Origin of the sequence: Paracoccus amoyensis (genome assembly GCF_014490725.1) — a bacterium.
In the GTDB taxonomy this organism is placed as follows: domain Bacteria; phylum Pseudomonadota; class Alphaproteobacteria; order Rhodobacterales; family Rhodobacteraceae; genus Paracoccus; species Paracoccus amoyensis.
Genome location: NZ_JACOQL010000004.1, coordinates 31,957 through 51,482, shown reverse-complemented (window position 1 = coordinate 51,482; position 19,526 = coordinate 31,957). Strand labels below are relative to the sequence as shown.

The window sequence follows — 19,526 nt, the reverse complement described above, 5'->3', positions numbered from 1 at the left end:
GCCGGCGTTTCGCGCCCAACGCATCGAGGAACATCATGCTTCGTATTTCCATGATTACCACTGCCAGCATTCTGTGCATGACACCCTACTGGGCCGGAGAGCGGGCCGGCAAGGCCGCAAACGGTCCGGTCGAGATCGCCTATTGGGTGCAGGGTCCGAAGGACGGCCCGCCGCTCGTTCTTGTCAACGGTCAGGGGGCGGCGACGCGCGTTGGCGCAGACGCTCTTGTCGATGCCTTCCTCGACAGGGGCTTTCGCGTCATCACCTTCGACAATCGCGATTCCGGCCAAAGCAGCATCCTGCGCTCAGCCGGTGCGCCACCCGCGATGGCGGATATCATGGCTGCGCTGTCCGCAGGGGAAACGCCCCCTGTCGCTTATGACCTGTCCGACATGGCGGATGACGCAATCGCTGTTCTGGACGCAACGCGGATCGAGCGCGCTCATTTCCTTGGCCATTCGCTGGGCGGCATGATCGTCCAGATGATCGCTGCCGAACACCCGGACCGCGTTCTGTCGATGATCTCTGCATCATCGACCTCTGGCGAACCGGATCTGCCCTTCGGCCCGGCGCTCGCAGCGATTTCCGAACCGATGCCCGAAAGTGGCATCACAGCCGTGGGCATGCAGGGCGCCATCTATCGCATCTTCGAGGGCGACGCCCAATACCGGATGAGTGACGGCGAAGTTATCGCGCGGGTGAGGGCTGACATGGCCGCCGACGACCCGAACGCCAGCGCCCGACAAGGTGCTGCGGCCATGGCCAGCGGCGACCGGCGAGGCCTGTTGGCAACGGTCACGGTGCCCGCGCTTGTCCTGCATGGCAGTGACGATCCCTGGTTCACGATTGACCATGCGCAGAGCACGGCGAATGCACTCGGCGCACCGATGCAGGTGATCGGAGGAATGGGGCACATCATCGCGGATGCCGCCGCCGAAGCCGTAGCCGACCGTGTTGTGGCATTTGTCGACAGCCTGCCTGCCCGGTGAAGCTTGACGCCCCAGTGCCGACACGCGGGCAGGATGAACCCCAGCAACATTACCTCACAGGTAATCGACCTGCGCTTCGCCAAGTGAAAAGGTTAACCTGAAGAGAAACTCAAAGGTGCATCATGCTCATTGAAAAATCGCGGCTATCGCTTGCCGCTGCCTCTGCGATCTGGCTTGCCGGGATTCAAGCGGTCGCCGCGACACCTGCATCCGAGGGCAAAATCGATTCCGGTGATGTCGCGTTGCATTACCGCCTGCTGAACGCAGAGGCCGAGGCGACGCCCCTGCTGATCCTGCACGGCGCCTTCATGAGCGGCGGCGAGATGGAGCCTCTGGCCGCCCGCTTTGCCGACCGTCCGGTGATCCTGCTTGATCAGCGCGCCCACGGTCGCAGCGGCGATTCCGACGCCGATCTGACCTATCCGCAACTTGGCGACGATGCCGCGCGGGTGGTCGAGAAGCTGGGCTACGAGCGCGCCGATGTGCTGGGCTATTCCATGGGCGGCGGTGCTGCCTTGCAGATGGCAATCCGTCATCCCGAACGCATTGGCAAGCTGGTGATACTGTCGGCGACCTATCGCCGCGATGGCTGGTATCCCGAGGTTCTGGAGGGAATTGGGGGCCTGACTGTCGAATTCATGCAATCCACACCGATGGGCGACGAATACCGTCGCCTGTCGCCGACGCCGGACGGGTTCGCGCGCTATTTCGAGCGGGTGAAAAAGCTGAATTTCGAAGAGCAGGACATCCCGGACGACCAGATGCGTGCGCTTGAAGCGCCAACGATGGTCATTATCGGTGATGCCGATGGCGTGCGTCCCGAACACGCACTGCAGATGTTTCTGCTGCGTGGGGGTGGCGATGTTCAGGCTGCAGCAATGGGCATGAGCGTCGATGTGCCAAAGGCAAGGCTGCTGATCCTGCCAGCCACGACGCATTTGGGCCTATTGGCATCCGAGGACGACATCGCCCGCCATGTAAGCGCGTTCCTTGACGACGTACCCCCACCCCTGCCCGAAGCCTATGCCAAGGCATTCGAGGACACGAAGCACTGATCCGAGGTTGCCATGATTCCGTTTGCTCTTGCGGCGCTCTGCCTGCTGATCCTGATCGCAGTGCACCTGACAGTCGGGCAGAAAGAGGTCGTTCGTCCTCTGCTGCGATCTGACGCCTTGCCTGCCGACGTAAAATATACCCTGTTTCTGTGCTGGCACGTCGTCACGCTTGTGATGGTTCTTGCTGCGCTCGCATATATCGCAGCTGCAATCTCGCCCAGTCATGCATCCTATTCGCTGCCGGCGACGATCACGATGGGGCTTCTTTCGCTCTGGTGTCTCGCCGTCGTGCTGTGGAAACGGCAGCGCCAACGGGACATGCCGCAATGGATCGCCTTCGCCCTTGTCGCCATCTTGGGCGCGTGGGGGCATTGGGGCATCTGATGCATGCCAAATATCTATGATTGGAGACCCGCCACGCCCTGACCCTGTCACAAAATCCACTGCTGTTCCGTCACTATAGCAGAAGCCGGAAAACGACGGAGAACCGTGATATGCAGCCCCGCCTCAACCCCTATGAAGCCTCGCCGGACGCCATGAAGGCACTGGTGGCGATGGACAAATCGCATGAGAGAAGGTCTATCGCCCCTGCCCTCTATGAACTGATCCGGGTCCGGATATCGCAGATCAATGGCTGCGCATATTGTCTGGACATGCATCTGCCCGACGCGCGCAAAGCCGGGATTTCGCAGCAGAAGCTGGACGTCTTGGCGGCGTGGCGGGAAAGCCCGGCCTTCGACGCGCGCGAACGCGCCGCTTTGGGCTGGGCCGATGCCCTGACCCGGATCGAGGCCACTGGCGCCCCCGATGCAGATTACGACGCGCTTGCCGCCCGGTTTCCCGACCGGGAGATTGCGGACCTGACCCATATCATCGTGTCCATGAACGCGCTGAACCGCATCGCAATCGGCTTCCGCGCCATGCATCCGGTCGAGAAATCGGAGGCTGCGTGAGATGCTTTCCCTGCCCAGTCACAAAGCGATTGTCGCAACCGCTATGACAGCGGCGATCACTGCAGCATCCCCCGCCATCGCACAAAGCGGTCTACAAGAACAGGAAAGACTGGAATCCCTGATCGCGAACGGCGCGATGGCCGTTGATCCTAAAATCCAGATGCCCTTGCGCGAGGATCTGATGCTGTCCCTGGCGCAGGTCGAGATCGCGCCGGGGATCACCGAACCCCGCCATACCCACCCCGGCATCGAGATCCTTTATGGGATCGGCGGGACCGGCTATGTTCAGACCGATGGTCCGCCGGAACTGATCGAACCCGGCCGGGTCGTCCGCATCCCGGCAGGGACCGCCAAAGCCCTGACGAACCCCAGCGAGACCGAGCCGCTGGTGGTGTTGGCGGTATTGGCGCTCGACCCCAAGCGGCCACTTCTGACCGTGGAGGGGCAGCACGATGAAGATTGGCCTGCGCAACAGGACGTCACAGCGGGAAGCGGCGCAGACCCCGCGCAATCGTTGAAGCCATGACGCAACCCGACAATCAGCATATCACCATTTTCGCGGGCGAGCGTCGACGACTTGTCGGCCTTGCTTACCGGATGACCGGATCGGTGGCGGATGCAGAGGATATCCTGCAGCAGGCTTGGATTCGCTTCGCCGACCAGGAACCGGCGGCCATCAGGCATCCGTCGCGCTGGCTCAGCACGGTGGTGACGCGGCTTTGCCTCGACCATCTCGGATCGGCGCAGAAGCGGCGCGAGGAATATATCGGCGCCTGGCTGCCTGATCCGCTGGTCCAGGATGTGGCACCAAGCGCCGAACAGGACTGGATCGTCACCGAAGATGTCGGCGTTGCCCTGATCCTGACGCTGGACGAATTGTCGCCCGAGATGCGGGCGGCCTTTATCCTGCGCGACGCCTTCGACTATTCCTTCGATGAGATCGCGGCGGTCACCGGCCGATCTGCTGTGACCTGCCGCCAGTTGGTCTCGCGGGCGCGGCGTAAGCTGGCGGGGGCGGAAGCTGCCCCGACAATCCAACCCGATCAGGCCTTGCCGATCGTCAAGGCCTTCTGGCAGGCCAGCCGTCAGGGCGACATGCAGGGGCTGCTGAATCTTTTCGCCGAGGAGATCGAGTTGCACATGGACGGCGGCGGCAAGGTTCCGGCAGTCATCAATGTGCTGAAGGGTCCCGGCCGCATCGCGAATTTCTATGCCGGTCTCGCCCGCAAGCGCCCCGGTCCTGTGCCGCCATGCCCTCCGCTGCGCCGGATCAACGCGGCGCCCGGCGTCGTGTCGGTCGAGCCCGGAAACGTGCTGCAGACCACCGCCCTCGGCATCCGCAACAACCGGATCGTTGCCATCTGGACCGTGCGAAACCCCGACAAGCTGCGACATCTCGCGGCGCGCGGGTGAAGGCCGGACTTGAAGGCCCCACCGACCAGATGGGGCTTTCGGGCATCGTCAGACAGCAACCGACAGCCGGACATTGCTGCGGGCTGCCTGCAATGCGCGGGCCCACCATTCCAACTGCTCCAGCATCTTTTGCGCCGCGTCCTCCAGATGCTTCAACTGGCCGAACTGGGCGTCACCCTTCGAGATCGCGAGGTAATCGCCGAACGGCACATGCACGGCGGTTTGCATCGTGACCAGTTGCAGCTCTGCCGCGATACCGCGGACATGTTCGACGGCCCTCGCGCCGCCAACTCCGCCATAGCCAACCAGACCGGTCGGCTTTCTGGCCCATTCGGCGTGATCCAGCGCGTTCTTCAGCACTGCTGTCGGCGCATGGTTATACTCGGCAACGGTGAAGACATAGGCGTCGAACTCGGCAATCCGCTTCGCAAATGCCTCGGCTGCTGCCTTCTGCGCCTCGGTCGCCTCCGGGTCGCCGAAGAACGGCATCGGATAATCGCGCAGGTCGATCCGGGTCACGTCGAATGCCCTCGTCGCGGCCTTTGCCGCGATCCATTCCGCCGGGAGATGACCGAAACGACCCTCTCGCGTGCTGCCGGTGATGACGGCAAGCCGCAGCGCAGCACCGGATGCCTGGCCCTCGTCATGTCTGGCGATTTCCCGCACCGGGGTCGAGCTGACATGTTCCAGCAGCGGCCCAATCCGTTCGAGATGTTCGGCAAAGGCCTGTGTTTCGGCCCATGCCGCCTGCGCCTCGGCGCTGGCGAAGCGGGTCACGACGATCACGTTCTTGCCGTCGCGCGCCCGATAGATTTCGTTATTCAGCCAGCCGGTTTCGGCGGCGGTGGCACGCATGTCGGCGGTGTCCTTCAACTGCTGTTCCAGAAAGCGGTCCGTCTCGCCGGCCTTCGGCGTGAAGACATTGACCAGGGTATAAGCGTCGCTGTTTTTCATGGCATTCATCTGCTCATCCTTTCCTCTTGGCGATTCCTCGATCATGGGCTTACAATAAATAAGCCGCTTATGGATTGAAGCACGGATCTGAAAATGAAGGACTGACATGGAAGTAAGTACCCCCGCATCGGAATACGCGAACCCGATGCAAAGCAATTGCCCCGGCCGCCATCTGTTCGAACTCATCACCAGCCGATGGCCGCTGCTTATCCTATGGTCACTGAAAAGCGGAACGAAGCGGTTCTTCGAAATCAGGAACGAGGTCGAGGGGATCAGTGAGCGGGTTCTGTCCGAGGTGCTGAAGAAACTGTGTCGGCACGGGTTGATAGACCGCCATGTCGAGCCGAGCATTCCGCCGAAGGTCAGCTATTCCCTGACAAAATCGGGCGAAGGCCTGCTGGCCGTCATGGAGGGACTGACCGGCTGGATCGCGAAGGAACTTGAAACGGTCGAACGGGCAAAGGCAAGATACGACGCGCGGGCGCAGGCCTGAGGCTTGTTACCTTGAGCGCGATCACTGCGAGTATCGGTCACGCACCGTTTCCAGCCAGCGCGCAACGATGGCGATCTCCTCATCGGAAAAGCCCTTGGCAAGCTGCCCGTTCAGCTTCTTTGTGTGCGCAAGGGCCTGCTGCCGCAAATCTCGGCCCTGATCTGTCAGGACGACCAATGAGGATCGGCCGTCTTCGGGATCGGGAATCCGTCTGACCAGCCCGAACTTTGCCATCCTGTCGACAAGCCCGGTGAGCGACGGTGCCCCAAGGTCCAACGCGCGCGCAAGGCCGGACATATTCAGACCACCCTCCGCTGGCAGGGCCAGCAACAGACCAATGCGGGCCGTGCTCATTCCCTGCGTCTCACGTTCGATCCAGGCTTCCAGCCGGCGCTGCGCGGTGGTGAGCAGGTAAATCAGTCGGGGCGGCGGTGACGTGGGGTTATCCATGGGCTGAGATCACTGGGGTTGAATTTACTTCGCACACGAAATAACTATTTCGCGTACGAAGTAACTGATACCGGATCGGAGCGCGAATGCAACAACATACCACCCGATGCGCTGACGGCGGCGAGGTCGGTCTGACCCTTCATTCCAAGGACAGCAATCAGGGGCCGGTCGTCCTGATCCATCCGGCCACGGCCGTGCGGGAAAGCATGTATTGGCCTTTCGCGGCGTTTCTGATCACCAAAGGCTTCCGTGTCATTACCTATAACTATCGCGGCGTTGGTCCCTCCGCGCGCCTCCCGTCGAACCAAAATCTGACAATGCATGGCTGGATGACACAAGACGTTCCCGCCGTTACGGCATGGGCCGAGCAAAGCCTGCCTGACGCGTCGCTGCTGGCCATCGGCCACAGCCTCGGCGGCCATGCAATCGGGCTGGGCGGCAACAGCAAGCCGCTGACAGCGGCCGCGCTGATTGCCAGCCACGCCGGCGCGCTGCGGCTGGTGCGCGGCCGGGCCGAAAGGCTGCGAATCGCGACCGTGTTTCGGGCGATTGTCCCAACCCTATCCAGACTGTCCGGGCACTTTCCGGCCAGGATGCTGGGTATCGGCGAGGATATTCCCTCTGCTGCCATGCGGGAATGGGGGCGGTGGATCGTGATGAAGGATTATTTCTTCAGCGACCCGTTGCTGGATGCCGCGCGGCAGTTCGCCGAGGTCGATATCCCGCTGCTCAGTATCGGTTTCGACGACGATCCGTGGGCGACCGCACCGGCCATCGACCTTTTCAACGCACATTTCACGAAGGCGACGGTGGATCGTCGCCAAATCGATCCGGCCGCGAACGGAAACGGACCCATCGGGCATATGGGCTTTTTCAGGGACCGCAATCGTGAGACGCTGTGGCCTCAGGTGGCAGATTGGCTGATCAGACAGGCAAACTTTCCAACCGTAAATATCGATCAAGAGATTTCAGGGCCAACGCGAATCCTCGGAGGTCAGGGATGAAACAGCTACCTGAAGATGTGGACATCCTGATCGTCGGTGCCGGTCCCACCGGCCTGGCGCTGGCGATCGGCCTGGCAGTGCGCGGCATGGACTTCGCCATCATCGACGCGCTGCCCGAGGCACAGAATACATCGCGGGCCGCGGTCATTCACGCTGGCACTTTGGCTGCACTTGCCGATCTGTGTGTGGTTGACCGGATGATTGCGCAGGGGGTCAGAGTCACAAGCTTTCGCACCCGCGACCGGGACCGGGTGCTGTTGCACGCTGATTTTGCGGCCCTGCGTCATGCGCCACCCTTTGCACTGATGATCCCGCAGGATGAAACCGAGGCGATACTAACGGAACGTCTTGCCGAACTGGGGCATCAGGTCATCAGACCGCTGACCGCCATGAAACTGGAAATCGCAGACAGCGGGGCCGTCGTGACCTTCAACGATGGCCAAACGGTCAGGGCACGCTTCGTCGTGGGCGCCGACGGCCAGAACAGCACCATCCGCCAACAGGCCGGCATCGGATTCCCCGGCGAAACCTATGGCTCGTTCCTGCTGGCCGATGTGAGGATGGACTGGCCTCTGCCGCGGGACGAGGTGACGTTGTTTTTTTCGGATGAAGGGACGCTGGTGGTCGCACCAATGTCGCAGGATCGCTATCGCATCGTCGCACAATATCCAGATGCACCCGCAGAACCGACCGTCGCCGATGTCCAGGCCATCATCGACCAGCGCGGGCCGCGACGCGGTGGCAGGGTCCGCGAAATCCTTTGGGGATCGCGCTTTCGGGTTCATCACAAACTGGCGACGCGGTTTCGCGAAGGCCCGGTCCTGCTGCTTGGCGACGCTGCGCATGTCCATTCGCCGGCCGGAGGGCAAGGCATGAATCTGGGTCTGCGCGATGCGGTGGCGCTGACGACCGCGTTGGCTACCGCCCTGCGCGACCAACGTGAAGAAGCACTTGACGACTATGCGGCAAACCAGACGGCGGCGGCGCAAAAAATTCTTCGCATGACGGACCGACTGACCAAGTTGGCGACCCTGCGCACACGGCCATTTCGGATTATCCGCAATGGCATCATTCGGCTGGTATCGTCCCTTCCCGCTGTTCGGCGCAACATCGCAAACCTGCTGGCGGGTGCAGATTGATGGAGAGGCTCGCACCACAGCGAAGAAAGGTAGAAAGCCATGCTTGACGACAATCTGGAAGATTTCGAGACGCGCGAGATCACCTTCGACGCGATCAGCCGTCGCGTCCATGTCGGAGGGCAAGGTCCCGCTGTCATCGTGATGCCTGAAATGCCAGGATTAAGCCCGCAAGTGATCCGCTTTGGCCGCTGGGTGCGCGACGCGGGGTTTTCGGTCTGGATGCCTTCGCTATTCGGTGCGGACGGGGCGGAAGGAACGGCCGATGCCGGTGCCCGGGTCTTCAAACGCGCCTGTGTTGCGGCCGAGTTCCGCGCTCTTGCGGGTCAGGGCAGCAGTCCCATCACCTCATGGCTGCGCGCGCTTGCAAAGCTGGCGCATCGCGAATGTGGCGGTCCGGGTGCGGGCGCGGTGGGCATGTGTTTCACCGGGAATTTTGCGCTGTCAATGATGCTGGAACCGTCGATGCTGGCTCCGGTCCTGTGTCAGCCCGCCCTGCCGCTGGACGATCCGGAAGCGGTGGAAAGTCCACCGGACGAGCTGGCGCAAATCCGCGATCGGCTGCACAAGGAAGACCTGTCGGTGCTGGCCTGGCGCTTCGCGGGCGATCCCTTCTGTCGCGCGGGCCGTTTCGCGGCCTATGAGGTCGCCCTAGGGGCGCACTTCGATGGTCGCGTCCTGCCGGACACCGCGGCAAACCCTGATCCGCCTCCCTTTTTCAGGGAACACGTCCCCGCCCCCCACAGCGTCATGACGGCTCACCTGATCGACCAAGAGGGAGAGCTGACGCAAAGCGCCGTAGAGGAAACGATTGCTTTCCTGAAGCGACGCCTGAAGCCAAAAGCAATGGGCCGGGGTGGCGATTGACCGGTTGCCGGACCAATCGGCGGTTGCGAAGCCGGCGCGTGCCAATAAGACCAGCCATCGAGATCACGGCAATGGCAATGGCATTCACACCGGCGAGCCATATGCGATAACGGATACTTAATCGGGGCGCTTTGCGGGACGGGTCCGCACCGACCCCCGATTCAGCGCATTTCGATAGCGGAACGGTGGGCAACTCGCTTGAAGGGCCACGGAAACAGCCATCTGGCAGGAACGGCAAAGGCAGCGACGGCATTCGCCTTGATTGGCCTTTTGCTTCCAGCCGCATGGCTGTTCACTGCTTACGACAGGAAGTACGGAGTTTGTGTGCCGTTGGAAAACGGGCTGTATCTAGGCTACGAGGCAATCTTCGATCTAAGCAGGCCCTATTTCATGCCCATCGCCGTGCCGAAGTTCCCGGACGGAACTCCGCTGATCCGCGACGAAACATGGGCAATCTTTGTGACAGAAACAACCCTCTATGGTTTGGCCATGGGTCCGTCGCCCGAAGAGGACTATCGCTTCGGATGGCGATCAGACGTTGGCCTCATACGCGTTGGCCTCATACGACAGCAAGACCATCAAGCAGCCTACGAAGCCCTGATCGCTGAGGCTGGTCCTGCAAACTTGGATATTGAAATTGATAGTGCAGGCACTGGCTGGCTCCTCAACGAATTGCTCGAGCAGCGGCCTGCAAGTGAGCGCTGCCCGACATCACTTGTCACCTGGTGATGAATGCCCGATGTTCATGATCGCCTGATTAAGGAAGATAACGATTTCTGCGACGCGGCCCTGATCCGAACCACGCTGACCGGCAAAGGCTTAATGATGGAGACTGTGGAATGAAGCTTCTGATCATGGGGGGTTCCGGCTTCGTCGGGCAGGCGGTCGTGCGCGCGTTGTTGACGCAGGGGCATGGCGTGACGCTGTTGAACCGCGGCAATCGCCCGATCCAGGGCACCCGGCAGCTTGTCGCGGACCGCAATGACCCCGATGCGCTGGACGCGGCTCTCGCTGGCCAGTCCTTTGATGCGGTGGTCGATACGAATTGCTATTCCGGCCAACAGGCCGCCACGTTGATCGCAAGCCTCGGGGGGCGCACGCCCGATGCGCTTGTGATTTCGAGCGCCGCTGTCTACGCCGATGCCGCGCTGCATCCGCCTGGTGAAGATGCGCCGGTCGGGGGTGGGTCGGCCTGGGGCGACTACGGGCGGGACAAGACCGATGTGGAGGAGGTCTATCGCAATGGCGGTTTTCGGTCGGGGGTGGCGTTGCGTCCGCCCTATATCTGCGGCCCCAACAACGATCTGGACCGCGAAGCCTGGTTCCTGCGCCGCATCGCGGCCGGTCGCCCTGTGCTCGTGCCGGGACAAGGCACGGCCGAGTACCACTTTCTGCACGAAGATGATCTCGGGGCGGCCGTCTGTCGGTGGCTGGATACGCGCCCAGAAGGGTTCGCCAGCTTCAACGTGGCCGACCCGCAGCTGGTGACGGCCGTTCAACTGCCTGAAATGCTCGCCAAGGCGGCAGGCTTGCCGGTTGACATCCGCACCGTTGGAGACGCCGCCGGCACCGCACGCCCCAGAGACTGGTATCCGTTTCGCGACGTACATTGCGCCGCCGACCCAACCCGCTTCATCGTTCGTTTCGGCTGGGCTCCGGCCAATCCACTCGCCGAGCGTTTGGCTCAGATCGCCCGGCACCTTTCTGAAAGCAAAGACACCCAGGCAAGCGACTGGACGCCGCTCGAAGCCGCCATCCTGTCCAAACTCGACTGAAAAAAAAGAGATCATCATGGATCCCATTCGTGTTCTTGTCCCTAATGCCAGAGAGGGGCCCGGCATCAATGTCTGCCGTGCGCTGCGCCTTGCCGATCAGCCGTATTATATCATCGGTGCCGAGGCTGTCCCCTATCGGTTCTGGAACGCTGAGGCCGATGAGATGCACCCACTTGTTCCGGGGACCGATCCACGGTTCATCCCGCAACTTAAGGCGCTTGCGATCGAGACCCGCGCCGATGTCGTCTATGCCAGCGATACCAATGACGAGTTGCTGAAATTGTCCAAGCACCGCGGCGAGATCATTGCCACCGGCGCGCGCGTGCTCATGAGGTATGGTTATGTCAGAATCGGACGCAGTTGACACAAACATCAGGCTAGATGCACTGCCCCTGCCCGCGAATGCGTGCTGTTTCGGTTTTTCCGATGTGGTGTTGATGTGGATTTCTGATGCACGAAAGCCCCGCGTTTTGGCGGGGCGTAAGGATCTGATCTTAAAGTAATTTTTTGTTGCGGGGACAGGATTTGAACACTATTATAAAGCATCCGAACTTACTCGTTCGTCTGCTTGATGATGTGGATTATAGCCGAAACAACCGCCGCAATCCTCAGATCATGCCTCATGCCAAATAGACATAACCGACGACATAGAAAAGAAAGCTTTCAGTGATATCCGCCCGCTGGGGGAGCGCCCGGCGCATTGGTTGTCAGGACCGCGCATCGGTTTTTCGCCCTTGCGCATGGTGTCTGCGCCCACCATGATCGGGTTATGCCGCGAAGGGTGCCAATCCCGTCAATCGCAACGCCCCAGATGGCGACCTGATGCGAAGATGGCGTGAGCCGGTTCGGTTCTCGGATGACGAAGCGAGACTGGCTCCGGCTCCCCTGATCTCTCCATACCGTTCTCTACCCGAAAACCAGTTCCGGCAGAACCACCTCCCTGAGCTACGCCCCGGAAATCGGACAGTGACGGAAGCTACGATCTGACGTTTGCTGGTCTCCAAGGACGAGGAGATCAGAGATGCGGAAACGCAGGAACCATGACGCGGGCTTCAAGGCGCGCGTGGCGCTGGAGGCTTTGAAGGGCGAGCGCATGGTGTCGGAACTGGCGGCCGAATACGGCGTGCATCCGACGATGATCCACCAGTGGAAGAAAGCGCTGCTCGACGGGGCGGCAGACATCTTTGAACCCGGTGGTAGAAAGCCTGCGGAGGTGGACGAGGAGACGGTCCGGTCGTTGCATGCCAAGATTGGAGAGCTGGCCGTAGCCAACGATTTTTTGTCACGAAAGCTCAAGCCGTGCGCCGGCAAGTGAGGCGCAGGATGATCGAGCGGGACCATCCTGTGCTGTCGATCGGGGCGCAGTGCCGTCTTCTGTCGATCTCGCGCTCCTCGTCCTACCACGAGCCATCGGGTGAAACGGAGGTGAGGGGCTGATTCGGCGCGAGGCCCATCAAGAGGGGCTGCGCGCGGAATACGGCGCCAGTCGGGTGATCTGCCTGCCGCTCACCCGGGAATCGGTAAAACAGGGGCTGGTCTTCATCAGGATCCATGATCTGGATTGGCTATTCTTTTCAAACTGGCGGTGGCCGGACGGCTGGCTCCCCCGCTTGAGCGGAAACGGGCGACGGAGATCTTCCACGACAGCCTCGCTATCCGCATGCGCAAGGCCGTCGTCAGGCGGCTATACCCGGAAAGGCCGGAGTTTTCCGAATGAGGACTCGGCGATCTGGAAGCCGGATCATACGCCCTGCCCCGTAAAATCCGGATAATTCGCGTCCGATGTTCCGTTGCGCCCGGCTATTGCCTCGTGGACCGATCCAGATGCGGTGGTCGCGGACATCCAGGAACGACAGCCATCTCCGGCCCGCCCCTCTTGAAAGTGAGATTTCCGTATTTTCAGATGGTTATCCACATTCCTGAGACCCGAGAGTCGGGTTTTGCCCTGAGAGAGCCCTCCCCATGCCCATGATCATCTGAGCGGCAGCGGGATCATCCCCGCACAGGATCATCATCAGCGAACGCCGACGGGCCCTGCCCGCCGGCGCAAGGAGCAGCTCGGCCCATGGCGCGAGACCGGAGAGATATTGCCAGGAAGGACAGCGCCGCATAGACGGCGACCTCCGCTTTGGCTCTTCCCGCCCGTCTGCTTCGGCCCTTTTGGCGGACACCAGCGACAAACCCCTTGCCGGGAATCACCAGACCGCGCGGCATCCGACGCAGTCAGAATGATTCCTCGCACGACCTGTTTCACCATTTTCTGCGCGCCCTCGCCTGCGATGCCGCGAGTCGCGATCATGCCGCCGATCCCGGCTGATCCCTTCCGCCTCGAATGAGACGCCCGATGGCGAAGCAAGAATTGCGCGTGGCGATCGACGCCCGCTTCTCGACAGACAAGCAGCGCGATGCCTCGATCGAGGACCAGATCGACTCCTGCCGCGATCTCGCCGCGCGCGAAGGCTGGCAGGTCGCCGGCACCTACCAGGACCGGGGGATCTCGGGCGCCAGCATGTTCCGTCCCGGGATCGAAGCTTTGCAGCGCGATGCCAAGGCGGGGAAGTCCGACATCGTCCTGACCGAAGCGATGGACCGGCTGTCGCGCAAGCTCGCCGATATCGCGAAGTTCCATGACCACCGCGAGGTAGTCGAAGCCCTCCTGCGCCCGCCTGGTGGAACTCGCGCTGGCGATGGAGGGCACCGCCACCGGCGAGCATGGCGTCGGCCTGGGCGAGAAGGACTACATGGCCGCCGAGCACGGCCCGGCGCTGGAGCTGGAGCTGGAGCTGATGCGGCGGCTGAACCTCGCCGTCGACCCACGGGGCATCATGAACCCCGGCAAGATTTTCGATCTGTAGAGGCAAGCCATGCCGCAGGACACGTCCCTGATCCGTCCCGAAATCGCCGCGCTGGCGGATTACAACGCCGGCCTGGCGCTGGATCGCTTTCGCCAAGTCTACGGCGTCGAGGCGCGGGCCAAGCTCGACAGCAACGAAAACCCGCTGGGCCCCGCCCCCGCCGCCATCGCGGCGATGCGCGACTGCGCCGCCGGGATCTAGCGCTATCCCGACGCGGCCGACCTGGCCCTGCGCGAGGCCATCGGCACCGCGACCGACATCGACCCCGAGGCGGTGATCGTCGGCAACGGCTCCGAGGACCTGATCGGCGCGCTCTATCGCATCGTGCTGCGCGCTGGCGACGGGGTGGTGACAATCTGCCCCAGCTTCGGCCTGCCCCAGCTTCGGCCTGCCCCAGCTTCGGCCTGCACGAGTTCGGCGCGCAGGTCTTCGGCGCCCGGGTCGAAAAGGTCCGCTTTGCCGAGGACTGGTGCTTTCCCCTGCCGGGCCTGGTCGAGGCGCTGCGCAAGCCGGCACGGGTGCTGATCTTCTCCTCGCCCTCGAACCCGGCAGGGCACGCTGGTGGTCTTCGACGAGGCGTATCGCGAATATCTCGATCCCGCGCTGGCCTTCGACCCTTGCGCCATCATGCGCGAGGCGGGGCTGGACTGGATCTCGCTGCGCACCTTTTCCAAGGCTTATGGCCTGGCTGGCGGGCGGGTGGGCTATGGGCTCTGCGCGTCGCCCGCGCTGACGCGGGCCTTGCACAAAACCCGCAACCCCTTCGCCGTGAAGGCCTTCGCCGGCGCCGCCGCGCGGGCCGCCTTGCAGGACCAGGCGCATCTGGCCCGCACCGTCGCGCTGGCGCGGTCCGAGCGCGCGCGACTGTCCGCCGTGCTGACCGCCGCGGGCCATGAGGTAGTCCCGAGCCAGGCCAATTTCCTGTTCTTCCGCACCCCGACCCGGCCGCGGATTTCGCCGAGGCGCTGCGGCGTCGGGGCGTGCTGGTCAAGGGCTGGCAAGAGCCGCCTTCCCTGGACTGGGCCCGCGTCACCATCGCCACCCCGGCCGAAAACGACGCCTTCCTGGATGCCCTGCCCTAGGCGGAAAAGATGCCGTTCGCCTGCGCCGCGGTAATCTCCGCCTCGGCGATGGCGGCCGCAAGACAGGGCCTGCCCGCCGGGGCAGGCCCCTTTCGTCACTTCGACACCGCACCGGCCAGCTGCGGATCGCATCCAAGACCTTCGTCGTCATCGGTGGGATCGTCGCGGAACGGGCGGTCCGGGCGGATCAGCAGCGCGCAGGCCGCGCCCACCAGCAGCAGGACCAGCGAGGCCGCGAAGGGCAGATCCCAGCGCCCGGTCAGGTCGATGATCAGCCCGAAGACGATGGGCGAGATCATCCCGGCCAGGCCGAAGCCGAAGTTCATGAAGCCGCTGGCGGTGCCGGAGTATTGCGGCGCGATGTCCATCGGCGTGGCCCAGATCGGCGCCACGATCAGTTCGGCGAAGAAGAAGGCCGCGCTGAGGCTGATCGCCACCGTCACCAAGTCGGTCGAGAACATCACCGGCAGCATGCAGGCGAATGCGCCGAGGAAGCCTAGGACGATGACGCTGATCCGCGCCAAGGCGACATTGCCGGTGCGGCGCAGGATGCCGTCGCTGAGCCAGCCGCCCGCCAGGTCGCCCACCACCCCGGCCAGGAAAACGCCGGCCGCGAAGATGGCGGATTTCTTCAGGTCCAACTCGTGCTGGTGCAGGAAGTAGGACGGGATCCAGTTCAGGAACAGCCACAGCGTCCAGCCGTAGCAGAAATCGGTGATCGTCACCGGCAGCATGCGCCGCAGAAGCCGGCCCCAGGGCAGGGTCTTGCGCTCGCCCACGATCCGCTGGTCGGGCAGGGTTTCCAGTTCTTCGGGGGTGATGCCCTTGTGGCTGCGGGGATCGTCGCGGAAATACCACCACCACAACGCCACCCACAGGAAGCTGATCAGGCCGACGATGATGAAGGCATGCCGCCAGGACAGCGCGATGACCAGAAAGGCGATCAGCGGCGGGGTCAGCGCATTGCCGAAGCGCGCGAAGGCATGGGTGATGCCCTGCGCGAAGCCGCGCTTCTCGGCCGGCATCCAGTTCGACAGCGCCCGGGTGGCGGTCGGAAAGGCCGAGCCCTCGCCCATGCCCAGGAGCACGCGCGCGATGATGAGCGAGACCGCGCCCTCGACGAAGCCGATCATCACCGTCGCGGCCGACCAGACCGTGCCGCAGATGATCAGCGTCTTGTGCGGCCCCAGCCGGTCGCCCAGGCGGCCACCGAGGATCTGGAACAGCGCATAGGGATAGGCGAAAGCGGAAAACGCCAGTCCCAGCTCGAAATTCGTCAGGCCCAGTTCGGCCTGCATGGCGGGGGCGGCGGTGCTGATGTTGACCCGGTCGATATAGGTGACCAGATACATCAGGCAGATGACGAACAGAACGCGGTCCGTCGTCCTGAAGCGGGTAAGCCTTAGCATGTCTCCTCCCTGGATTATGCTGGATGTGTTGGCACGTCCGTCTGAGGCCCGTGGCGCGATCCCCTGTTGAAGCCCCGCCCTCCTCGACGGGTCTCCGGGCTTTTGGCGCCGGGCCGGGTTCCTGGAAAATGAGCTCTCCTTCCTGCCCCTCGGGCGCTATTGCGTCAGTTGCGCCAGCTTCAGGCGCTGGATCTTGCCCGAGGGACCCTTAGGCAGCTCGGCCATCAAGTGGATCACGTCGGGGGACTTGAACTCTCCCAGCCGCTGCTGGCAGATCGAGATCAGCTCGGGCGGCTGCAGCGCCGAGCCGGGGCGCAGGGTGACGGCGGCCTCGACCCGCTCGCCGTAGCGGGCGCATTTGCGGGCAAAGGCCGCGGCCTCGATCACGTCGGGATGGGTGTAAAGCGCCTCGTCAATCTCGCGCGGGGCGATGTTTTCGCCGCCCTTGATGATCAGCTCCTTCAGGCGGCCGGTGACGAAGACATATCCCTCCGCGTCCATTCGGCCCAGGTCGCCGGTGCGCAGCCAGCCGTCCGCGGTCAGCGCGGCGGCGGTCGCGACCGGGTCGCCCAGATAGCCGCGCATGACATTGGCGCCGCGCACGGCGATCTCGCCCTCCGCTCCGGGCGGCAGCGGGCGCAGATCGGGCGACAGGATCGCCACCTGGTTGCCCACCGCCCGCCCGGGCGAGCCGATCTTGCGCAGGCCCGGCGGCAGCGGGTTCGACAGGATCTGCGCCGCCGTTTCGGTCAGACCCATGGTCTCGACGATGGGAATGCCGAAGCGGCGCTCGAAGCCCGACTGCACCTCGGGCGCCAGCGCCGCGGAGGCCGAGCGGCCAAAGCGCAGCCGCGCCAGGGCCTCGGGCGACGGCGCGCCCTCGCCATGCAGCAGATGCGAGATGATCGTCGGCACGACCGAGAACCAGCTGGCCCCGTGTCGTTCGCAACTGGTCCAGAACTGGCTGGCCGAGAAGCGCTCGCAGACCACCACCGAACCGCCCGACAGCAGCGGCGCCAGGATGGTCACGCAAAGCCCGTTGATGTGATAGATCGGCAGCACGCAGATGGCCCGGTCCTCGGGGCAGAGTGCATGCGCCAGCGCTGTGGTCCAGCCGCCGGCCAGCAGGCTGGCATGGCTGTGCAGCACGCCCTTGGGCCGGCCGGTGGTGCCCGAGGTATACATCAGCAGCGCATCGTGCCCGGCGCCGTGCGGATGCGGCGCCGCCGGGTCGCAGCCGGCAGGCCAGCGGAAGCCGTCCCCGGCCTCGATGACCATGGGCTCTGCGGGATGGGCGGCCAGCGCGCTGTCGAGCAGCCCGCGCTGGCCGGGATCCAGCAGCAGCGCCCGGGCGCCGGAATGCGACAGCGCATAGCCGACGGCCTCGGCCCCGGCGACCAGGTTGATCATCGTGGCGCGAAACCCGCCGTAGAGCGCGCCAAACAGGCCCAGCACCGCATTGCGGCCATTGGGCATCATCAGCGCCACGCTGTCGCCGCGCGACAGGCCCAGACCGGCCAGGTGCCCGGCGATGCGGGCGACCTCACCCTGCAACTCGCGCCAGGTCAGCGCGCCGCCGTCGCCGGGAAAGATGTGGCTCATGGCGTCGCCCTGCCCGGCGGCGCGGATGTCGAGCCAGTCGCGGACGGTGCCTTGCGGCGGATGGTGCGGATCCAGCCTCATTGCCCGACCTCCTGCCAGTAATCGCCGAAGATCTCGTCCAGCGCCGGCTCGCGCGGCGGGATCGGGCGCACGACGCGGGTGCACTGCATGAAATGCCGCCAGTTCAGGTTGGCGTCGATGGAATTGCCGCCCCAGCTGCCGCAGCCCATCGACAGCGAGAAGGGCAGCCCGTTGTCGAAGGCGCCGCCGGTGGCGAAGCAATGCGCCTGATTGACGATGACCCGGCAGACCGGCAATTCGTGACCCAGCGCCAGCGGGCGGTCCACGTCCCGCGAATGCAGCCCGATCGAATGGCCCGCGCCCTGATGCAGCAGGATCCGCCGCGCCAGTTCGGCCGCATGGCCGAAATCGCGGGCGCGATAAAGCGCGGCGATGCGGCTGAGCTTTTCGCCCGACAGCGGATGGTCGGGGCCGATGCCCTCGGTCTCGACCGCGATCAGCCGGGTGCCGGGCGGGACCTTGCCGGCCAGGCCCAGCTTGTCGATCATCACCTCAGCATCCTGGGCGATGATCTCGCGGTTCATGTGCCCATCCTGCCAGAGCCGGGCGACGATCCCCGGCGCCTCGGACGGCGGCAGCACCGCGCCGCCCTCGGCCGCCAGCGCGCCAGGAAGGCGTCGTAGGCCGCATCGACCACGATCAGCGCGTTTTCCGACGAGCAGGAGGTGGCATTGTCGAAGGTCTTCGAGGCGGCGATCTTGCCGGCCGCCGCCGCTAGGTCGGCGGTCTCGTCCACGATCACCGCGACATTGCCGGCGCCGACGCCGATGGCGGGGGTGCCGCTTTCATAGGCACGGCGCACGTTGTCCTGGCTGCCGGTCACCACCACCAGATCGGCGGTCTCCAGCAGGCGCTGGGTCTTGGCCTTGCTGCCCTGGCCCGGCAGCATCTGCACCAGATCGCGGTTCTCGCCGATGCGGTCGAATTCGGCATGGATGAAGCCCAGCAGCATCTCGCAGCAGGCCACGCCCTTGGGCGAAGGCGACAGCAGGATGGCATTGCCGCATTTCAGCGCGTTGATGATGTTGTTCGCGGGCGTCGCCGCCGGGTTGGTCGAGGGCACCACCGCGCCGATCACGCCGAGGGGCCGGGCGATCTCGGTGATGCCGGTCTCGGGGTCGTCGGACAGGATGCCATGCGTGGCCGCGCCGCGGATGTCGCGCAAGAGGCCCAGCGTCTTGCGGTGGTTCTTGACGATCTTGTCGGCGACATTGCCAAGCCCGGTGCTGCGGACCGCCAACTCGGCCAGTTGCCGGTTGCGCTCGGGTTGCATGATGGCCCAGCCGGCAGCCAGGGCGGCGCGGTCGTAGCGGCCTTGGCTGCCCCCTGCCTCGTATCCGGCCTGCGCGCCGCGTGCCCGCGCCATCGCCGCGTCGACCGAGAGAATATCGTTCGAGATGTTCATACC

The 19,526-nt window shown here is 63.9% G+C and carries 21 protein-coding genes and 2 pseudogenes; 18 read left to right on the top strand and 5 right to left on the bottom strand.

What is annotated here, in order from left to right; all coding sequences use genetic code 11:
• Window positions 1–35: 35 nt before the first annotated feature.
• The 6 genes from H4P12_RS12815 to sigJ all read left to right on the top strand — a co-directional run bounded on the left by H4P12_RS12815 (window position 36) and on the right by sigJ (window position 4,410).
• Window positions 36–989 carry an alpha/beta fold hydrolase gene (locus H4P12_RS12815; RefSeq protein WP_187794064.1) on the top strand — a complete coding sequence of 318 codons (954 nt, stop codon included), beginning with the start codon at window positions 36–38 and terminating at the stop codon, window positions 987–989.
• A gap of 122 nt (window positions 990–1,111) precedes the next feature.
• Window positions 1,112–2,044 carry an alpha/beta fold hydrolase gene (locus H4P12_RS12810; protein WP_187794063.1) on the top strand — a complete coding sequence of 311 codons (933 nt, stop codon included), beginning with the start codon at window positions 1,112–1,114 and terminating at the stop codon, window positions 2,042–2,044.
• Between the two features lie 12 nt (window positions 2,045–2,056).
• Window positions 2,057–2,428, top strand: a complete 372-nt coding sequence (locus H4P12_RS12805; protein ID WP_187794062.1) for a hypothetical protein — start codon at window positions 2,057–2,059, stop codon at window positions 2,426–2,428.
• A 110-nt stretch (window positions 2,429–2,538) separates the two neighbouring features.
• Window positions 2,539–2,997 (top strand): carboxymuconolactone decarboxylase family protein, encoded by a 459-nt coding sequence (locus H4P12_RS12800; protein WP_187794061.1) that lies wholly within the window; start codon window positions 2,539–2,541, stop codon window positions 2,995–2,997.
• A 43-nt stretch (window positions 2,998–3,040) separates the two neighbouring features.
• Window positions 3,041–3,523 (top strand): cupin domain-containing protein, encoded by a 483-nt coding sequence (locus H4P12_RS12795; protein ID WP_187794060.1) that lies wholly within the window; start codon window positions 3,041–3,043, stop codon window positions 3,521–3,523.
• A complete protein-coding gene (sigJ, locus tag H4P12_RS12790; protein WP_187794059.1) occupies window positions 3,520–4,410 on the top strand; it encodes an RNA polymerase sigma factor SigJ in 891 nt (296 codons plus the stop codon). The genes H4P12_RS12795 and sigJ overlap by 4 nt, the downstream gene beginning before the upstream one ends.
• A gap of 48 nt (window positions 4,411–4,458) precedes the next feature.
• Here the strand turns inward: sigJ and H4P12_RS12785 are convergent, their stop codons facing one another.
• Window positions 4,459–5,373 (bottom strand): NADPH-dependent FMN reductase, encoded by a 915-nt coding sequence (locus tag H4P12_RS12785; RefSeq protein ID WP_187794058.1) that lies wholly within the window; start codon window positions 5,371–5,373, stop codon window positions 4,459–4,461.
• A 97-nt stretch (window positions 5,374–5,470) separates the two neighbouring features.
• Here H4P12_RS12785 and H4P12_RS12780 point away from each other — a divergent pair, with 97 nt between their 5' ends.
• Window positions 5,471–5,857 (top strand): winged helix-turn-helix transcriptional regulator, encoded by a 387-nt coding sequence (locus H4P12_RS12780; RefSeq protein WP_187794057.1) that lies wholly within the window; start codon window positions 5,471–5,473, stop codon window positions 5,855–5,857.
• Between the two features lie 21 nt (window positions 5,858–5,878).
• Here the strand turns inward: H4P12_RS12780 and H4P12_RS12775 are convergent, their stop codons facing one another.
• On the bottom strand, window positions 5,879–6,307 hold the full coding sequence (locus H4P12_RS12775) for a MarR family winged helix-turn-helix transcriptional regulator (RefSeq protein WP_187794056.1): 429 nt from the start codon (window positions 6,305–6,307) through the stop codon (window positions 5,879–5,881).
• Between the two features lie 86 nt (window positions 6,308–6,393).
• On the opposite strand from H4P12_RS12775, the gene H4P12_RS12770 reads away from it, so the two are divergent.
• The 11 genes and pseudogenes from H4P12_RS12770 (at window position 6,394) to H4P12_RS12720 (ending at window position 15,060) form a co-directional block, all read left to right on the top strand.
• Window positions 6,394–7,311 carry an alpha/beta hydrolase family protein gene (locus H4P12_RS12770; protein ID WP_187794055.1) on the top strand — a complete coding sequence of 306 codons (918 nt, stop codon included), beginning with the start codon at window positions 6,394–6,396 and terminating at the stop codon, window positions 7,309–7,311.
• Window positions 7,308–8,450: an FAD-dependent monooxygenase gene (locus H4P12_RS12765; protein WP_187794054.1), complete on the top strand. Its 1,143-nt coding sequence runs from the start codon at window positions 7,308–7,310 to the stop codon at window positions 8,448–8,450. The genes H4P12_RS12770 and H4P12_RS12765 overlap by 4 nt, the downstream gene beginning before the upstream one ends.
• Before the next feature lie 39 nt (window positions 8,451–8,489).
• Entirely contained in the window at window positions 8,490–9,314 is an 825-nt protein-coding gene (locus tag H4P12_RS12760) for a dienelactone hydrolase family protein (protein ID WP_187794053.1), read from the top strand.
• Window positions 9,315–9,512: 198 nt separating this feature from the next.
• Entirely contained in the window at window positions 9,513–10,043 is a 531-nt protein-coding gene (locus H4P12_RS12755; RefSeq protein WP_187794052.1) for a hypothetical protein, read from the top strand.
• A gap of 110 nt (window positions 10,044–10,153) precedes the next feature.
• Window positions 10,154–11,089 (top strand): NAD-dependent epimerase/dehydratase family protein, encoded by a 936-nt coding sequence (locus H4P12_RS12750; RefSeq protein ID WP_187794051.1) that lies wholly within the window; start codon window positions 10,154–10,156, stop codon window positions 11,087–11,089.
• A 16-nt stretch (window positions 11,090–11,105) separates the two neighbouring features.
• Window positions 11,106–11,453 (top strand): ATP-grasp domain-containing protein, encoded by a 348-nt coding sequence (locus H4P12_RS12745; protein ID WP_187794050.1) that lies wholly within the window; start codon window positions 11,106–11,108, stop codon window positions 11,451–11,453.
• 657 nt (window positions 11,454–12,110) lie between these two features.
• Window positions 12,111–12,404, top strand: coding sequence for a transposase (locus H4P12_RS12740; protein ID WP_187794049.1), 294 nt, complete (start codon window positions 12,111–12,113; stop codon window positions 12,402–12,404).
• Window positions 12,405–13,421: 1,017 nt separating this feature from the next.
• A pseudogene (locus H4P12_RS12735) lies at window positions 13,422–13,706 on the top strand (recombinase family protein); the annotation flags it as partial.
• A gap of 52 nt (window positions 13,707–13,758) precedes the next feature.
• Window positions 13,759–13,944 carry an FAD-binding oxidoreductase gene (locus H4P12_RS12730; protein WP_343069826.1) on the top strand — a complete coding sequence of 62 codons (186 nt, stop codon included), beginning with the start codon at window positions 13,759–13,761 and terminating at the stop codon, window positions 13,942–13,944.
• 9 nt (window positions 13,945–13,953) lie between these two features.
• Window positions 13,954–14,145, top strand: a complete 192-nt coding sequence (locus tag H4P12_RS12725; RefSeq protein ID WP_187794048.1) for a hypothetical protein — start codon at window positions 13,954–13,956, stop codon at window positions 14,143–14,145.
• A 357-nt stretch (window positions 14,146–14,502) separates the two neighbouring features.
• Window positions 14,503–15,060, top strand: coding sequence for an aminotransferase class I/II-fold pyridoxal phosphate-dependent enzyme (locus tag H4P12_RS12720; protein ID WP_281390474.1), 558 nt, complete (start codon window positions 14,503–14,505; stop codon window positions 15,058–15,060).
• Between the two features lie 61 nt (window positions 15,061–15,121).
• On the opposite strand, the gene H4P12_RS12715 is transcribed toward H4P12_RS12720, so the two are convergent.
• From H4P12_RS12715 to sauS, 3 genes and pseudogenes are all read right to left on the bottom strand, one after another.
• The gene (locus tag H4P12_RS12715) at window positions 15,122–16,435 is read right to left on the bottom strand and encodes an MFS transporter (protein WP_187794046.1); all 1,314 of its coding nucleotides are present in this window, start codon (window positions 16,433–16,435) and stop codon (window positions 15,122–15,124) included.
• 156 nt (window positions 16,436–16,591) lie between these two features.
• Window positions 16,592–18,118 (bottom strand): AMP-binding protein, encoded by a 1,527-nt coding sequence (locus tag H4P12_RS12710; RefSeq protein WP_187794045.1) that lies wholly within the window; start codon window positions 18,116–18,118, stop codon window positions 16,592–16,594.
• A pseudogene (gene sauS, locus H4P12_RS12705) lies at window positions 18,115–19,523 on the bottom strand (acylating sulfoacetaldehyde dehydrogenase). Before sauS ends, H4P12_RS12710 begins: the two are co-directional and overlap by 4 nt.
• Window positions 19,524–19,526: the final 3 nt, after the last annotated feature.

Excerpts from the sequence above, each read along its gene's own strand:
- H4P12_RS12815 (WP_187794064.1), top strand. The coding sequence starts at position 36 with ATGCTTCGTATTTCCATGATTACCACTGCCAGCATTCTGTGCATGACA.
- H4P12_RS12810 (WP_187794063.1), top strand. The coding sequence starts at position 1,112 with ATGCTCATTGAAAAATCGCGGCTATCGCTTGCCGCTGCCTCTGCGATC.
- H4P12_RS12805 (WP_187794062.1), top strand. The coding sequence starts at position 2,057 with ATGATTCCGTTTGCTCTTGCGGCGCTCTGCCTGCTGATCCTGATCGCA.
- H4P12_RS12800 (WP_187794061.1), top strand. The coding sequence starts at position 2,539 with ATGCAGCCCCGCCTCAACCCCTATGAAGCCTCGCCGGACGCCATGAAG.
- H4P12_RS12795 (WP_187794060.1), top strand. The coding sequence starts at position 3,041 with ATGACAGCGGCGATCACTGCAGCATCCCCCGCCATCGCACAAAGCGGT.
- sigJ (WP_187794059.1), top strand. The coding sequence starts at position 3,520 with ATGACGCAACCCGACAATCAGCATATCACCATTTTCGCGGGCGAGCGT.
- H4P12_RS12785 (WP_187794058.1), bottom strand. The coding sequence starts at position 5,373 with ATGAATGCCATGAAAAACAGCGACGCTTATACCCTGGTCAATGTCTTC.
- H4P12_RS12780 (WP_187794057.1), top strand. The coding sequence starts at position 5,471 with ATGGAAGTAAGTACCCCCGCATCGGAATACGCGAACCCGATGCAAAGC.
- H4P12_RS12775 (WP_187794056.1), bottom strand. The coding sequence starts at position 6,307 with ATGGATAACCCCACGTCACCGCCGCCCCGACTGATTTACCTGCTCACC.
- H4P12_RS12770 (WP_187794055.1), top strand. The coding sequence starts at position 6,394 with ATGCAACAACATACCACCCGATGCGCTGACGGCGGCGAGGTCGGTCTG.
- H4P12_RS12765 (WP_187794054.1), top strand. The coding sequence starts at position 7,308 with ATGAAACAGCTACCTGAAGATGTGGACATCCTGATCGTCGGTGCCGGT.
- H4P12_RS12760 (WP_187794053.1), top strand. The coding sequence starts at position 8,490 with ATGCTTGACGACAATCTGGAAGATTTCGAGACGCGCGAGATCACCTTC.
- H4P12_RS12750 (WP_187794051.1), top strand. The coding sequence starts at position 10,154 with ATGAAGCTTCTGATCATGGGGGGTTCCGGCTTCGTCGGGCAGGCGGTC.
- H4P12_RS12745 (WP_187794050.1), top strand. The coding sequence starts at position 11,106 with ATGGATCCCATTCGTGTTCTTGTCCCTAATGCCAGAGAGGGGCCCGGC.
- H4P12_RS12740 (WP_187794049.1), top strand. The coding sequence starts at position 12,111 with ATGCGGAAACGCAGGAACCATGACGCGGGCTTCAAGGCGCGCGTGGCG.
- H4P12_RS12725 (WP_187794048.1), top strand. The coding sequence starts at position 13,954 with ATGCCGCAGGACACGTCCCTGATCCGTCCCGAAATCGCCGCGCTGGCG.
- H4P12_RS12715 (WP_187794046.1), bottom strand. The coding sequence starts at position 16,435 with ATGCTAAGGCTTACCCGCTTCAGGACGACGGACCGCGTTCTGTTCGTC.
- H4P12_RS12710 (WP_187794045.1), bottom strand. The coding sequence starts at position 18,118 with ATGAGGCTGGATCCGCACCATCCGCCGCAAGGCACCGTCCGCGACTGG.